The sequence below is a fragment of the Micromonospora jinlongensis genome (assembly GCF_013410645.1).
In the GTDB taxonomy this organism is placed as follows: domain Bacteria; phylum Actinomycetota; class Actinomycetes; order Mycobacteriales; family Micromonosporaceae; genus Micromonospora; species Micromonospora zamorensis.
On sequence record NZ_JACCHK010000001.1, the window covers coordinates 4,964,999 to 4,979,861 of the forward strand.

Here is a 14,863-nt window from a genome sequence, read left to right on the forward strand (position 1 = left end):
AGGCGGTATGCGGCTGTACCTGACCGCGCTCAACCCCACCGACGCCGTGCTGGAGGGGTTTCTCCCCGCGGCGGCGTCGCTCGGGCTGTCGGCCACCGTGCTGACCGACCGACCGGCGGAGTGGCCGGCGGGCGTGCCGGTGGCGCGTTGCGCGGTCCGGGACGCGGCAGCTGTGGTCGCGGCGACGGCACCGACCCGGCCGGTGGCGCTAGTGTCCAACAGCGACCACCTTCAGGAGGCCACCGCGATCGCCGCACGGAAGCTCGGTCTGCCCGGCAAGGATCCCGACGCCGCCCGTCTCTGCAAGGACAAGGCCGCGGCCCGCCGGGCGATCGCGGCTGCGGGCCTCGATCTGGTACGCACCGTCACCGTCGACCCCGGTGCCGCACCGCAGGTGCCGGACGGGATGTTTCCCGCCGTGGTCAAACCCCGCGAGGGGGTGGCCAGCGAGGACGCGTACCTGGTGATCGATCATGCCGAGCTGGTCGCCCGGATCGCCGAGATCCGTGGCCGTCGGCCGGAGGTGGCCCTGGTGGTGGAGGAGTACCTCCCCGGCGAGCTGCGGACCTTCGAGACCCTCGGCGACGGCACGGCGCTGGCCTCCCTCGGCGGCTGGCGTACCGGCCTCGGGCCGCCACCGACCTTCACCGAGGAGAGCCTCGCCTGGTCGCCTCCGGCGGAGCAGGAGTCCACCCAGCTTCGGGCGCGGCTCGACGCGCTCGGGGTCGGCTTCGGCGCCTGCCACACCGAGTACGTCATCGCCGACGGCAGGGTCCGGCTCATCGAGGTGAACTACCGGCTCATCGGCGATCGGATGGACCTGATCCTCTCCGAGCTGCTCGGTGTGCCGCTGTTCGAGCACGTCATCCGGCTGCACCTCGGTGAGCCCCTGGCCGCCCTCGACCTCCCCGCCACCGTCGACCGGTACGCCCAGGTCGAGTACGTCTGCGCGGAGCGTTCCGGCCGCCTGGTCGCCGCGCCGGGCCGGCTGGACACCGTCCACTGTGATGTCCGGCTTGGCTGCCATCCGCTGCGCGAGGTGGGGCGCACCGCCGAGCACACCGGCACGAACCGCGACTACCTCGCCGTGCTGCACGGGATCGGCCCCGACGAGGGCATGGTCCGGCAGTCGCTGGCCGCCTTCCGCGGCGACCTCCAGTGGACCATCGTCGAGTGAGCGACGACTGCGAGCGGGAGGTGTTCACCCGGGTCCTCGACGCCCTGCTGCGCGAGGATCACCTCGGTCTGCTCAGCACCGGCCGACCGGACGGGTCCGACTGGTGGGAGGCACCGCACCCCGCCGGCCTGCTGCGGATCCCGGTCCGGGCGGACGGGTTCCAGCAGGCCCTGCGCAGCGCCGCACCGATGGTGCTGCTGCTCGACGGCGGCGGCGACACCCACCGCACGGACACGGTGGAAGGCCTGCTCAGGTTGCTCACCCCGCACTGCAACGCCGAGGCCGAGGCCGGCTGGCGGGACTTCAGCGTCGAGTGCCGCGCTGACCTGCGGGCCCGACGGCTCGCGGCCCGACACCGCTCGCGGGTGCTCGCCAAGGTTGCCGCCGAACGCGCCAGCACCCCGACGGGACTGCCGGCGGCGCTCCTGGACGACGTGCTCGCCGCCCACCACGGCCACCCGGTCTACCCCACCGACCGGTGCCGGCACGGTCTCGGAGACGACGACCTCCTCCGGTACGCCCCGGAGCACGCCCCGCGTTTCGCGCTGCGCTGGTACACCGTCCCCGCCGAGGACGTCCAGTTCACCGGCCAACTCCCGTCCTGGTGGCCACGCGCACGACGACCGGATCAGCTGTTGCTGCCGGCGCACCCGATCACCGCGGAGCGCGACGCGTTACCGGTCACGGACCTGCCGGCGATCACCGTACGGCCCACCCTCTCCATGCGGACGGTGGCGCTCGACGATCACCCGTACCTGCACCTCAAGCTGCCGCTGCCGACCGCGAGCCTCGGCGCCCGCAACCGGCGCACGCTGCGCCCCGGCTCGCTCGCCGACGGTGCGGCCGTCGCCGCGCTGCTCGACCGGATCGCCAACGCCGAACCCACCTTCGCCGGACGGATCCGGCACGTCGACGAGAGCACCTGGGCGCACGTCGGCGGCGACGAGCGGCGCAGCTTCCTGCTACGCCGATTCCCGGGTGATCTGGCCGGCGTCCACGTGGTGCCGGTCGCGGCCCTCGCCGCACCGGACCCGGTCGCGGCAACGGTCCTCGAACGGATCAGCCCCGAGCGGCCCGGGGCGCTGCTGGAGTCCTATCTGGACCTGCTGCTCGACTGGCACGTCTTCCTCTGGCTCCGCCACGGGATCGCGCTGGAGGCGCACCCGCAGAACATCCACCTGCTGGTGCACCCCGACGGCACCGTCGGCCTGCTCTACAAGGACAACGACGGGGCCCGCCTCGACCCGCGGCACGGCGGCCCGGGTGGGCTCACCCTCGACGACGACCGGATGTGGGCGCGCGACCCGCAGGAGCTGGCCGACGTGTTCATCACCATCACCCTGCACCTGGCCGCCGCCGCACCCCTGGTCGCGCTGGCCGCCCGAGGGCTGCCCGTGCCGTCACCCGCCGAGGCGCTGGCACCCCGGCTTGCCGCCGCCCGCGACCGGTGGGGTGACGGACCAGCGGCACGAACGTTCACCGACCGGGTCCTGGGGGCCGCCCACCTGCCCATCAAGGCGATGCTCACCGCCGGCACCCTGCTGCCCAAACAGCGGCTGGGATGCGCCGACATCAACAAGTACTACCTGCGTACCGGCCCGAACTACCTCCGGGAGACACGATGACGAGCGCCCAGTTGCGCTCCCGCCCGGCCACCGAGACCGGTCAGCTCGCCGACCTGGCCACCGCCCACGCCATCTTCGGTTGCCTGGTCCGCGAACTCACCCCGCCGGACGACGGCCCGACCGTGGTCGACGGTGCCGCGCATCTGCTGCTGCGGCACCTCGGCGTCACGGTGCGCTGCGGGGTCGCGCGACACTCGCCGCTCGGGGCGCACCGCTACACCGGCCCGGTGCAGCGGCGCACCGACAACGGACGGTGGGTCGACCTGGACGCGGACGGGCTCGCCAGCCTGGTCGCGGCCGAACTCACCACCCGCACCGGCCTGGCGAACGACGAGTTCGTCGAGCAGGTCCAGGCCAGCCGGGACACCGTGGCCCGGCTGCTGGCCGACCGGCCGACCGAGGACCCGACGCCCACCGGCGAGCCCGCCATCGACGCGTACGTCGACTCCGAACAGTCACTCGTCTTCGGCCACCCGCACCACCCCACCCCGAAGTGGCGCAGCGGTGACCCGGAGAGCTGGCGGGCGTACGCCCCGGAGCTGCGCACGTCGTTCCGGCTGCACTGGCTCGCCGTACCGGATGACCTGGCCGCCGGCGCCGGGCCGTTCGACGCGCTCGTGGCCGCCCTCGACCCGCCCCGCCCCCCGCGCGGGCACCGTGTCCTGCCGGTGCATCCCTGGCAGCTGTCACTGATCCCGCCGACGCACCCCCGGTTGCGGGACCTGGGGGAGGCCGGCGTGCCGGTGCGGCCGACGGCGAGCGTCCGCACCCTCTACGCCCCGGCGGCCGACCTGTTCGTCAAGACCAGCCTGCACGTACGGATCACCAACTGTCTGCGCAAGAACGCCCGCTACGAGCTCACCGGCGCTGTGGCCCTGACCGACCTGCTGGCGCGGGTGCCGATGCCGGACGGGGTCGGGCTGCTCACCGAACCCGCCTACCGCACTGTCGACGTTCCCGGCCCGGACGAGGCGTACGGGACGATCCTGCGTAGCGGCCTGCGCCCGCACCTGCGCCCGGGGGACACCCCGATGCTCGCGGCGGCGCTGGCCGCCACGCCACTGGTGACACCCGACCCGGTGGCCTGGTGGCGGGCGTACGTCGGGCTGCTGGTGCCGGCGGTGCTGCGCTGCTGGCTCAGCCACGGCGTCGTGCACGAGGCGCACCTGCAGAACGTGGTCGTCGTGCTCGACCGCGACCGCCGCCCGGTACGCATGCTGCTGCGCGACCTGGAGGGGGTGAAACTCGACGCCGAGCGTTGGACGGCCTGGCCGGACGGTGTCCCCGCGCAGGTCCGCTACGGCCCCCTGGACGCCCGGCACCGGATCGTCTACTGCCTGTTCGTCAATCACCTCGGTGGCATCTGCGGCGCACTCGCCGACGCGCGACCAGGCACCGAACGGCGGCTGTGGCAGGAGCTGCGGGCCGTCGTCGAGGCGGTCGCCGCCGAACTGGACGACCCACCCGAGCTGCGCTCGCTGCTGAACGGTGAGCCGCTGCCGGCCAAGGCGAACCTGCTGGTCCGGTGGCGGCGCGACGCGGACCGGGCCGCGCCGTTCGTGCCGGTGCCCAACCCGCTGGGCGGGCCACGGTGACGCGACCCGTCTACGTCCACGACCTCGACGCGCTGGCCACGCATGCCGGGGCCATCCGGGCGGCGCTGCCCCGGCAGGTGGATCTGCTCTACGCGGTCAAGGCCAACCCGGACCCCGGTGTGCTTCGTACCCTCGCCCCGGTCGTCGACGGGTTCGAGGCCGCGAGCCGTGGCGAGCTGCGCAGGCTGGCCGAGGTGCTGCCGGGGCGGGCCCCCGCCGCGTACGCCGGGCCGGGCAAGACCGACGCGGACCTCGCCGCCGCCCTCGCCGCCGGGGTGCACCGCATCCACGTCGAATCGCCCGCCGAGCTTCGGCGACTCGGCGCGTTGGCCAGCGCCTCGGGCATCTCGGCCCAGGTGCTGCTGCGGGTGAACCTGCCGGTTGACGCGCCCGGCGCGAGCCTGGTCATGGGTGGCGGGCCCAGCCCGTTCGGCATGGACCTGGCCGACGCGGTCGAGTGCGCCCGACAGCCGCCCGCCGGCATCGACGTACGCGGGATCCACGCCCACCTGGCCAGCGGGCTGGACGCCCCTCTCGCCGGCGCGGTCGCCGCCGCCGTGGTCGAGTGGGCGGTCACCGAGGTCGGGGCCGCCGAGGTCGACGTCGGCGGGGGCATGGCCGTCGACTACACCGACCCGGCGGGGCGATTCGACTGGGTCGGCTACGGCCAGGCACTGGCGGGCGTCCTCGACGCGTACCCGGGGGTGCGGCTGCGCATCGAGCCGGGCCGGTCGGTCACCGCCTACTGCGGGGCGTACCTCACCGAGGTCATCGACGTGAAGCGCTCCTACGGCGAGTGGTTCGTGGTGGTGGCCGGGGGCACCCACCACCTGCGGACACCGGCGGCGAAGGGGCACGCGCAGCCGTTCCGCGTACACCGACGGCGCGGCGTCGACGGCGTGCGTACCGACGGGGGACCGGTCACCGTGGTCGGGCAGCTCTGCACCCCGAAGGACGTGCTGTCCCGGTCGGCCACTGCCGGGCCGATCGGGGTGGGCGACGTGCTGGCCTTCGCGATGGCCGGGGCGTACGCCTGGAACATCAGCCACCGAGACTTCCTGCTGCACGATCCGCCGCTGTTCCGCACCGGTGATCCGGACGAGGTGGCAGCCGAGTGGGCGGCCGGGGGAACGCCGTCCTGAAGAGGATCTCCTACCCACCGGTTACCTGGGGCAGTCGCACGGCTTCCACTCGGCGGGACACCGTTTCGGCGAGACCGGCGTGGTAGCCAGGGCATGGTCGGCCGGAGCCAGGGTAGGCGGCATCCGAGACGAGGTGGTGGGGACAATGGCGGGATCCTGGTTGCTCGGCCCGGACGTCGGCACCGGAGGGGAGCATCCCACAGCGGTGCTGGTGGCGGTACGCGACGACGGCGCGGCCGACAGCGGGCCGGGTTCGCAGACCTCGCTGACCGAGCTGCGCCGGCTCGCCGCCACCGACGGCCTGACCGTCGCGGACGAGGTGGTGCAGAGCCGCCCCCACCCCGATCCGGCGACCTACGTCGGGTCCGGCAAGGTCGACGAACTGGCCGCGCTGGCCGAACGCGCACACGCCGACCTGGTGATCGCCGACGGCGAACTGACCCCCGGCCAGGTGCGCAACCTGGAGGAGCGCGTCGGCCGACGCGTCGTCGACCGCACCGCTCTGATCCTGGACATCTTCGCCGAGCACGCCCGAACCAGCGAGGGCCGCGTGCAGGTGGAACTGGCGCAGATCGCGTACCAGCTGCCCCGCCTGCGCGGCGGCGGCCGGACAATGTCGCGCGTCGGTGGCGGCCGGACGGCCGGTGGCGCCGGCATGGGTGTCCGGGGTCCCGGTGAGATGCGGCTGGAGACCCAGCGCCGCACGCTGCGGCAGCGGGCGACCCGACTGCGACGCAACGCCTCCGAACTCGCCCGACGCCGCGAGCGCACCCGCAGCCGCCGCGCGCGCAACCAGGTGCCCTCGGTGTCGATCACCGGCTATACCAACGCCGGCAAGTCGGCGTTGCTCAACCGGCTGACCGGCTGACCGACGCCGACGCCCAGGTCCAGGACGTTTTGTTCGCGACTCTGGACCCGACCGTCCGCCGGATCAGCACCGGCGACCTGACCTACACCGTCACCGACACCGTCGGCTTCGTGCGGCACCTGCCCCACCAGCTCGTCGACGCGTTCCGCTCGACGCTGGAGGAGGTCACCCGCAGCGACCTGGCCCTGCACGTGGTCGACGCCTCCGCCCCCGACGCACTGGACCAGATCACCACCGTGCACGGCGTGCTGCACGAGATCGGCGCGCGCGATGTTCCCGAGCTCCTGGTCCTCAACAAGATCGACGTTGCGCCCGCGGAGTGGGTCGACGCGCTCTGCCGGGTCCACCCCCACGCCGTCCCGGTCTCCGCGCGCACCGGAGCCGGCATCGACCACCTCCGCGTCGAACTCGCACGGCGGGTACGTTACTGACGCCGAACGGTGATCAGGGGCGCCCGACCTGCGGGAGCATGGCCAGGTGGGCGGCGATCGAGGACGTGGCGCGCCGGGCGGCCGGGAGAGCGCCGGCCAGGCCAACTTCCTCGAGTTGTTCTTCGACCTGGTGCTGGTGTTCGCGCTCAACGGCGTGGTCAGCCGGATCGTGCCATCGCTGTCCAGTGACGATGTCACCGTCCGCTGGGCGTCGTTGTCCGACACCGTGGTCCTGGCGCTGCCGTTGCTGTGGCTCTGGACCACCACCGGCCACATCACCAGCCGCTTCGATCCTCGGCAGCGGCTGATCCAGCTGATGGTGCTGGCGAGTGCCCTCGGCATCCTGATCATGTCGACCTCCCTGCCGTACGCCTTTTACGGACGCGGCCTGGCCTTCGCGGTGCCGTACGTGCTCCTCCAGGTCGGGCGGCCCCTGCTGCTCATCCGCACGCTGCCGGTCGGTGACACCGTCCGGTTGCTGTACACCCGCACGGCGATCTGGAGTGCGGGTTCGGCGATCCTGTGGATCGGCGGTGGGCTCACGAAGGAGCAGTGGCGGGCGACGCTGTGGGGTCTGGCGATAGTCGTCGACCTCGTCGCTGCCCGGCTCGGATGGCCCGTGCCCGGGATGCCGAACCGCTTCGCGAGCGCGTGGGCGGTCGAGCGTAGCCGGCACCTGCCGGAGCGGTATCAGCAGTTGCTGCTCATCGCACTCGGGGAGAGTGTCCTGGCTCTCGGCATCGGCTACACCAACGCGCCGGTCACGGTCGCGACGACCATCGGGTTGATGACGGCGTTCGTCACCACCGTCCTGGTGTGGCGGGTCTACTTCCACCGCTCAGGGGAGATGCTCGGCGAGGCGCTGGACGCGGTGACCGACCGGATCGTGCTTGGCCGGGTTGCCGGGGCCGCGCACATCGTCATGGTGTTCGGCATCCTCGCGACGGCGATCGGCTACGAGATCGTGCAGCACCATGCCCTCGGTCGGCCGTACCTGGCATGGGTGGTGGTGATCCTGGGAGGCCCGGCGCTGTTCCTCTTCGGGCGCATCCGGTTGGAGTGGGTGGTGTTCAACCGGGTCTCCCGACGGCGCATCGTCGGGATCCTCGTCCTGGTGGCGCTCATTGTGCCGCTCGCGTTCACCGGCGCGTTGATCGCCTCCCTCGCCGCCGCCGCGGTCCTGTTGGGTGTTGCCGTGGCTGATGCCCGCCACTCCGTCGCCCACCCACCGGAGACACCGACACCTCACGCCTGAGCGGGCGACATCAGGTGGATGCCCGGGTGATCGTCAGGTGTTGGCGAGGTGTTTGGTGATGCGTAGCAGCACGTGATCCGGTGGCCCGGCGACGAAGGCGGCCGTGTCGGCGAGTGCTGCGATCAGGGGCAGTCCACGGCCACCCACGGTGAGCGGGGCGGGGAGTCTCGCATCGAGTCCGACGCCGGCGTCGGGGGTGCTGCCACGGTTACCGACCTCTAGCAGGCAGCTGTCGTCGTCGATGACAATGGCGATGTCGACGGTGCTGCCGGGATCGGCGTGCACCACGGCGTTGGCGCATGCCTCGCTGATCAGCACGGCGAGGTGACCGCGGGAGTCCTCGGTGGCGTCGGTGAGGCTCAGCAGGGTGGTGAGGACATGGCGGGCGCGCGTCACCGAGGACGGTTGGCGCGGCAGCGACAGCGTCATGGTCACCCGCATCGGGCAGTTCCTCCCCCGGCTCGTGCCTCACCGCCGGACCGCTCTGAACACCCAGGTCGGGTTCTCCCGGTTGTGATCAGCACTACCCGGGGCCGCGGTGGCGAAACGGTCAGAGAGGTGACTCGACGTACCCTCGCCCGGGGGCGGTTAGTCCGTCGGCGAAATAGGGTAAGCGGGACCGTCGGTGTGGGAGGGTGTTGTGGATTTGTCGTTGTCGGTCCGGCCGGGCCGTGGTTGCACCGTGCTTGAGGTGCACGGCGAGTTGGACATGGCGACGTCCCCGCAGCTGCGGGAGGGTCTGCAACGGTTGGTCGAGGCCGGTGACCGCCAGATAGTGGTGGATCTGGCCGGGGTGCGGTTCATGGACTCCAGCGCCCTGGGTGCGCTGGTGCTGATGTTCAAGGCGTTGCGAGAGGTCGGGGGCCGGTTGAGCCTCGCCTCGGCGCAGCCCGCCGTGCGCACCGTCCTGACCATCACCTCGGTGGACCGGGTGATCCAGGCCTATGAGAGCGTGCCGGCCGCTGAGGCCGATGTTTCCCGGACGGACGACGAGACGGGCCGGTAGTCAGTCCGGCAGCGCAGTGCTGGCGCGCGCCTGGTCAGCGCCGGCGCTGCTGCGCCGGTCCTCGTTGTGCCCGCCGTGCCAGTCGAGGATGAACAGGGTGGCGTCATCGGCCAGAGTCGGTCCGCCGACCTCAAGTACGGCGTCGGCCAACGCCCGGACAGCCTCGCGCGGGTGCAGATCGATGATCAACTGCAACATCTTCGGCAGATCCAGATTGGCGGCGTTGCGCTCCCGCACGCCGTCGGTGACCACCACCAGACGGTCGCCGGGTTGCAGAGTGATCTCACCCGCGCGGTAGTCGGCCTCGGCGAACATGCCGAGTGGGAAGCCGGCCGGAAGCGGCAATGCGCGGCTGTTCCCGTCGCGTACCAGCATCGGCGGCACGTGCCCGGCGTTGAGCAGCGCGCACCCCCCGGTGCGCAGGTCGACGCGGCCGAGGACCGCGGTGATGTAACTGCCGGGCACGACGGAGTTTTGGGTCAGGTCGGCGTTCGCGGACTCGGCCTGCCCCACCAGACCAACCCCACGGCGGCGGCTGTTGCGCAGACTGCCCACGCCCAGCGTGGCCGTCAGCGCGCTGGCCACCCCGTGGCCCATCGCGTCGGTGACGCTGAAGTGCAGCACGTCGCGGGCAAGGCTGTAATCGAAGGTGTCCCCACCGATGCTGGCGGCGGGCTCCAGCCAGCCGGACAGGGTGAACGCACTGCCCTCGCAGGTGAACGAGGCGGGCAGCAGGCGGCGCTGGATCTCCCCGGACAGGGTGAACGGGGTCGTGCGTTGCCCCCACTCGAACAGGTCGGTGTACCGCCGGTTGGCGATCACCACGAACGCCAACATGTGCGCCGTACGGCCGATCTCCTCCAGCGTCCGCGGAGCTGGCTCGTCCGGCAGGATCATCTCCAGCAGACCGATAGCCTCACCACGATCGGTCACCGGCGCCAACACCATCCATCCCTCAGGCTGCGAAACAACCTGCGCCGTCTGGGTGCGTAACGCCTGCTCGGCCGGACCCCCGTCGAACGGCATCACGACGGCGACCTCATCGGCGTCGCGGCGTCCCGCACCGGCACCGGCGAGCGGCGCATGAGTCAACCGGACCAGCGCCCGACCGCTCAGGTCCGCGATCAGAAACGCGACCGTACGCGCCCCCAGCGCCACACCGAGCTCCCGGGTGACCGCCTCAACCGCCTCAACCGGCGAGGCGTTCTCCGCCGCTTCCAAAACACCGGCCATGATCCGCCCTCGACTGCTCGTCACTCGTGGAGCCTACGAGACCCGAACGACCATCGCCGAGCACGAGGATCATCTCAGCAGGCTCGACGGCCCCGTCCAGGGCGGGTCCAGCCGAAGGATGGGCGGCCGCACGCCTACTGGCGTCGTCAAGTACGTCGTGCTTGTTAACGCAAACTGCTCCTGCCGGGCCGCTGCGACCCCCTCCGCGGATCCTCCGGGCTCAGTATGTTATCGATAACATGCTATCTTTGGCGCCGGGGAGCGAAGGGCACGCTCCCGGTCACCCGAGCCAGCCGGCGAAGACACGCCGAGGGCATCTCCCTCCGCCGTCCTTCCTCCGGTCGGTGGCCGGTCCGGGCCATTTTGTCGATGCCAGGCGGCCCCAGACAGTCGCCGGGCCACATCGCTCCGGCCGCATGCCCAGCTCCGACACCCCGCCGCAGGCAGCTCTCGGCGCGACCCGGCATCTGGACCAGGTGGACCGCGGGCGATCGGCATCGCACCACCACCGGCAACTGACGTCCAATCGCAAGGAGTCACGCAATGCCGAAACGCAGGTATCTCCTCCCATCCATCACGGCCGCGGCACTTCTCCTCGCGGCCACCGCCGGCGGCGCACTGAGCGGCGGCTTCGGTGCGACAGCGGTCGCCGCCACCAACGGCACCCTCGCGGCGACCGCCGGCTGCGGCAAAGCCCCCACGCTGACCAGCGGAACTCGCACAATCCAGAGCAGCGGACAGAGTCGTACCTACAACCTGCGGATCCCGGACGGGTACGACCGGAACCACCCCTACCGACTGATCTTCGGCTTCCACTGGTTGAACGGCTCGGCCAACAACGTCACCTCGGCGGGTTACTACGGGCTTCAGCCGCTGTCGAACAACAGCACCATCTTCGTCGCGCCGCAGGGCCTCAACGCCGGCTGGGCCAACACCAACGGTCGGGACCTGACCCTCTTCGACGACATCTCCCGACAGATCGAGAACGACCTCTGCGTCGACACGACCCAGCGCTTCGCGCTGGGCTGGAGCTATGGCGGGGCCATGAGCTACGCGGTGGCCTGCGCCCGGCCCACCGTCATCCGCGCGGTCACCGTCCTGTCCGGCGCCAACCTCAGCGGATGCAACGGCGGCACCCAGCCCGTCGCCTACTTCGGCATCCACGGCACCTTCGACAGCGTGCTGAACATCTCGCAGGGTCGGCAACTGCGCGACACGTTCGTCCGCAACAACGGCTGCACCGCCCAGAGCCCGCGCGAGCCGAGCCGAGGCAGCCTCACCCACATCACCACCGCGTACACCGGATGTCGAGCCGGCTACCCGGTGCAGTGGGCGGCGTTCGACGGTGACCACACGCCCAGCCCCGTCGACGGGTCCGGCAGCCCGAACGACTCCCGGACGTGGACCTCGGGTGAGATCTGGCGGTTCTTCAGTCAGTTCGAGTCCACCACGCCACCCACGACTCCGCCGCCCACCACCCCGCCGCCCACCACCCCGCCCCCGACCACCCCGCCACCGACCGGCGAGCCGGGCACCTGCGCCGCCACCTACCGGGCGGTCAACAGTTGGCCCGGTGGCTTCCAGGGCGAGGTGACAGTGGCCAACCCCACCGCCACGACACTCAACGGCTGGACCGTGGGCCTGACCCTGGCCGGCGGCCAGGCCATCAGCAGCCTGTGGAGCGGCACCAACACGGGCACCACCGGTAGCGTCACCGTGCGGAACGCCGCCTACAACGGCACGTTGGGCGCGAACGCCTCGACCACGTTCGGGTTCACCGCCACCGGCGACGGCGCCACCCCACCGGGCAACGTCACCTGCACCAGCCCCTGAGCAGGGCAGAAGGAGGGCCCGGAGCCAGCTGGCTCCGGGCCCTGTGCCGTCCGTTGGCGTCGGTCGTCAGCCGTTGTCGATCAGGCTGGCGATCTCGTTGTAGATCAGGTGTGCCTTCGCGCCCTGGTTCGACGGGCAACCGCCGAGGTGGTGCAGGGCGATCACCCGGTGGCTGGCGTTCAGCACCGGCGAACCCGAGTTGCCGCCGGAGGTGTCACAGCTGTAGCTGATGTTGTAGGTGTTGTAGTTCGCGTTCTTCACTGTGCACGTCGCGCCGTTCTGGGTGTCCTCGTAGATCGACAGTCGCTTCGGGTTCCCGTCTCCGTGGCCCGGGACGTACATCCGGGTGCCGGTGGTGGTGGCGGTCGTCGCCAGGTACAGGGTGCCGAACGACTGGATGTTGGCGAAGTTGTTCACCGAGTACAGGGTGTAGTCCAGCTGGCTGGAGCCGCCGCTGCTCACCTTGTAGAGGGTGGCGCCGCTGACCTTGGTGCCGGCGCCCGGGTTCGAGCCGCCACAGGTGGCGCACTGGTAGTTGAACTGCATCTCACTGCCGCTGACAGCGGACTGCGTCGAGAAGCAGTGCTTGTTCGTCAGCATGCGGTTGGTGTTGCCGACCCGCCAGGTGGTGCACATCCCGCCACCGCTGATCAGCAGCCGCGCCACGGCCCTGCCCTTGGCGTACTCGTTGGGGTGGCTGGTCTGGTAGCAGACCACGTCGCGGCGGGCGTCGGTGCTGCAGACGGACTGCGTGGTGAAGTTGTGCTGCTTGATCTCGGTGGCGTCGTAGCCGCGCCAGAACCGGTCGATGGTCGCGGCGCTGGTGCGGGAGGATCGGCTGCTGTGCACCGTCACCACCGCGGTGTCGCCGTCCACCGACATCGCCCAGAAGCCCGGTTGTCCGTCGGTGGTGTAGTCCGCGCCGGTCGCCCGGTTCAGGTGGCGGTCGTACCGGTAGCTCTCCCGACCGTCGGGGCTCGACACGGTCACGTACTCGCCGTCGGCCAGGCGCAGTGAGCTGAAGTGCACCTTGACGTACGACGCGCCGGGGTGCCGGATGATCTGCTTCCCGCCCTCCTGCGAGTGTGACAGCGAGCCGTCGATGGTCCGGAGTTCGCCGACAGTGGTGACGCCCTCGGCTGAGAACTGGTCTGATTCGGGTGCCCGCTGGGATTGCGGTGCGAGTGGTTGAACCGAGTACGCCTCGGCGGCCGGTACCGACAGCAAACTCAGCCCGAGTGTGCCGGCGCCGAGCGCGACGGCCACCGTTCGTAGGCGGCGCAGGGCATGTTTCATCGTCGCTCCTCCCGAAGAACCAGCACCCAGACGTGCTTGCAGCCTTCATACCGGAAGCCAAAGACACATGCAAATCTATCTATCTTTTCTGCGTCTGTTGTCACCCGACCCCACGGACCGTCTCACCGACCGTCGGTGCGGCTCAGGTAGTGACAGCCAGACCAGGGCCAGGATCAGCCGCTGGTCAGGGAGTCGCCCCGCGCAGGTGTCACCAGGTCGACTGTCGTCGATCGCGGACGGGGGCGGTGTCCGTCACCCCGGTTCAGCCGGAAGTCCCCGAGGACACCGGACGTGGCGAGGAGGTAGGTGGCGCACGGCGCGGGGTCGCGCAGGATGAACGCGGCTCCGGTCGTCACCGCGATGTGCTGTGCCTCCAGCAGCGCGCTGACGCCGTGCGCGCTGAAGAACCGCACCGCGGAGAGGTCCACCGTGATCACCGGCGGCGCGGACGAGTGGCAGGCGCACGCCACCAACTCGGTGAGCAGGTGCGCGTTACTCATATCGATCTCACCGGAGACGTTGATCAGCTTCGCCGAACCCACACAGGTCAGGGACAACGACATGACCTGGTCCCCGACCCGGTCCGGCCCTCGACTCGATCGACGGCCCGCGCGCTCACCAGATGTGCCGGTCTTCCACATGTCGCCTCCGCTCCGCAACGGCAGGCCCCCCGCAGCGACACGAGATGCGATGCGGGGGGCTGGAGGGCGCATGTCTTGACCCGTGGCGTGTTCCTACCCCAAGGGAGCCCGCTCACGCCTGCCCGGCAGCGTGACGAGAACGGCTCCGGTTGTTACCCCGTCGATCATGGGGTTCGCGTAGGGTTCACCACATTTGTCACTGCCAGCCTCATGATCAACGGAAAATTCTTCCGTGGGGGTAAATGGATCGGGGCGCTGATGCGTAAACCCCGTGTGGAACGAGAACGGAAGGACTTCGCGGACTTCTATCAGCGGTCCCGAGACAACTGCTTGCGCGCCGTACTAGCTGGTACGGGCGATCGCGCGCTGGCCGAGGATCTGGTCGCTGAGGCGTACGCGCGAGCCTGGGCTTCCTGGCCACAGCTGAACCAGCATCCGGCACCGGCGGCGTGGGTGGTGCGCACCGCCCTCAACATCCGGGTGTCCTGGTGGCGGCGACGCCGGCGGGAGGTGGCCCTCGACGGCCACGAGCGAGCGTCTCTCATCGAGGACGACCTCGACACGAATGACGCCCTGCTGGCCGCCGTTCGCCGGCTGCCGCGGCGGCAGCGTGAGGTCGTCGTGTTACGTATCTGGCTCGACCTGGACACCAGGTCCGTGGCTTCAGTGTTGGGTATCTCCGCCCAAACCGTAGCCGTCCATCTGTCCCGTGCCACCGCAACCCTGCGGGCGCAGCTCGCGCCCGCAGTCCGTTAGGAGAT

The 14,863-nt window shown here is 70.9% G+C and carries 14 protein-coding genes; 10 read left to right on the forward strand and 4 right to left on the reverse strand.

The genetic code is table 11. The annotated features are described in order from the left end of the window. The first annotated feature begins 7 nt into the window (after window positions 1-7). The 7 genes from HNR22_RS22235 (at window position 8) to HNR22_RS22260 (ending at window position 8,093) form a co-directional block, all read left to right on the forward strand. Window positions 8-1,177, forward strand: a complete 1,170-nt coding sequence (locus HNR22_RS22235; RefSeq protein ID WP_179781965.1) for an ATP-grasp domain-containing protein — start codon at window positions 8-10, stop codon at window positions 1,175-1,177. After that, window positions 1,174-2,802 (forward strand): IucA/IucC family protein, encoded by a 1,629-nt coding sequence (locus HNR22_RS22240; RefSeq protein WP_179781966.1) that lies wholly within the window; start codon window positions 1,174-1,176, stop codon window positions 2,800-2,802. The genes HNR22_RS22235 and HNR22_RS22240 overlap by 4 nt, the downstream gene beginning before the upstream one ends. Further along, entirely contained in the window at window positions 2,799-4,397 is a 1,599-nt protein-coding gene (locus HNR22_RS22245) for an IucA/IucC family protein (protein WP_179781967.1), read from the forward strand. The genes HNR22_RS22240 and HNR22_RS22245 overlap by 4 nt, the downstream gene beginning before the upstream one ends. Then, window positions 4,394-5,539, forward strand: coding sequence for an alanine racemase (locus tag HNR22_RS22250; protein WP_179781968.1), 1,146 nt, complete (start codon window positions 4,394-4,396; stop codon window positions 5,537-5,539). Before HNR22_RS22245 ends, HNR22_RS22250 begins: the two co-directional genes overlap by 4 nt. Window positions 5,540-5,684: 145 nt before the next feature. Further along, entirely contained in the window at window positions 5,685-6,407 is a 723-nt protein-coding gene (gene hflX / locus HNR22_RS31030) for a GTPase HflX (RefSeq protein ID WP_218906589.1), read from the forward strand. A 29-nt stretch (window positions 6,408-6,436) separates the two neighbouring features. Further along, window positions 6,437-6,838, forward strand: a complete 402-nt coding sequence (locus HNR22_RS31035) for a GTPase (protein ID WP_218906591.1) — start codon at window positions 6,437-6,439, stop codon at window positions 6,836-6,838. 46 nt (window positions 6,839-6,884) lie between these two features. After that, the gene (locus HNR22_RS22260) at window positions 6,885-8,093 is read left to right on the forward strand and encodes a low temperature requirement protein A (protein ID WP_179781969.1); all 1,209 of its coding nucleotides are present in this window, start codon (window positions 6,885-6,887) and stop codon (window positions 8,091-8,093) included. Between the two features lie 33 nt (window positions 8,094-8,126). Here the strand turns inward: HNR22_RS22260 and HNR22_RS22265 are convergent, their stop codons facing one another. Further along, entirely contained in the window at window positions 8,127-8,534 is a 408-nt protein-coding gene (locus HNR22_RS22265) for an ATP-binding protein (protein ID WP_179781970.1), read from the reverse strand. Window positions 8,535-8,733: 199 nt separating this feature from the next. Here HNR22_RS22265 and HNR22_RS22270 point away from each other — a divergent pair, with 199 nt between their 5' ends. Next, window positions 8,734-9,099, forward strand: a complete 366-nt coding sequence (locus tag HNR22_RS22270) for an anti-sigma factor antagonist (RefSeq protein WP_179781971.1) — start codon at window positions 8,734-8,736, stop codon at window positions 9,097-9,099. Here HNR22_RS22270 and HNR22_RS22275 read toward each other — a convergent pair whose 3' ends face one another. Beyond that, window positions 9,100-10,356 carry a PP2C family protein-serine/threonine phosphatase gene (locus HNR22_RS22275; protein ID WP_343059922.1) on the reverse strand — a complete coding sequence of 419 codons (1,257 nt, stop codon included), beginning with the start codon at window positions 10,354-10,356 and terminating at the stop codon, window positions 9,100-9,102. A 519-nt stretch (window positions 10,357-10,875) separates the two neighbouring features. Here HNR22_RS22275 and HNR22_RS22280 point away from each other — a divergent pair. After that, on the forward strand, window positions 10,876-12,165 hold the full coding sequence (locus HNR22_RS22280) for a cellulose binding domain-containing protein (protein ID WP_179781972.1): 1,290 nt from the start codon (window positions 10,876-10,878) through the stop codon (window positions 12,163-12,165). 66 nt (window positions 12,166-12,231) lie between these two features. Here the strand turns inward: HNR22_RS22280 and HNR22_RS22285 are convergent, their stop codons facing one another. Both HNR22_RS22285 and HNR22_RS22290 read right to left on the reverse strand, forming a co-directional pair. Further along, window positions 12,232-13,461 (reverse strand): trypsin-like serine peptidase, encoded by a 1,230-nt coding sequence (locus HNR22_RS22285; protein ID WP_179781973.1) that lies wholly within the window; start codon window positions 13,459-13,461, stop codon window positions 12,232-12,234. Window positions 13,462-13,634: 173 nt separating this feature from the next. Beyond that, the gene (locus HNR22_RS22290) at window positions 13,635-14,024 is read right to left on the reverse strand and encodes an STAS domain-containing protein (protein ID WP_179781974.1); all 390 of its coding nucleotides are present in this window, start codon (window positions 14,022-14,024) and stop codon (window positions 13,635-13,637) included. 336 nt (window positions 14,025-14,360) lie between these two features. Between HNR22_RS22290 and HNR22_RS22295 the strand changes: the two genes are divergently transcribed. After that, a complete protein-coding gene (locus HNR22_RS22295; RefSeq protein ID WP_179781975.1) occupies window positions 14,361-14,858 on the forward strand; it encodes a sigma-70 family RNA polymerase sigma factor in 498 nt (165 codons plus the stop codon). The last annotated feature ends 5 nt before the right edge of the window (window positions 14,859-14,863 follow it).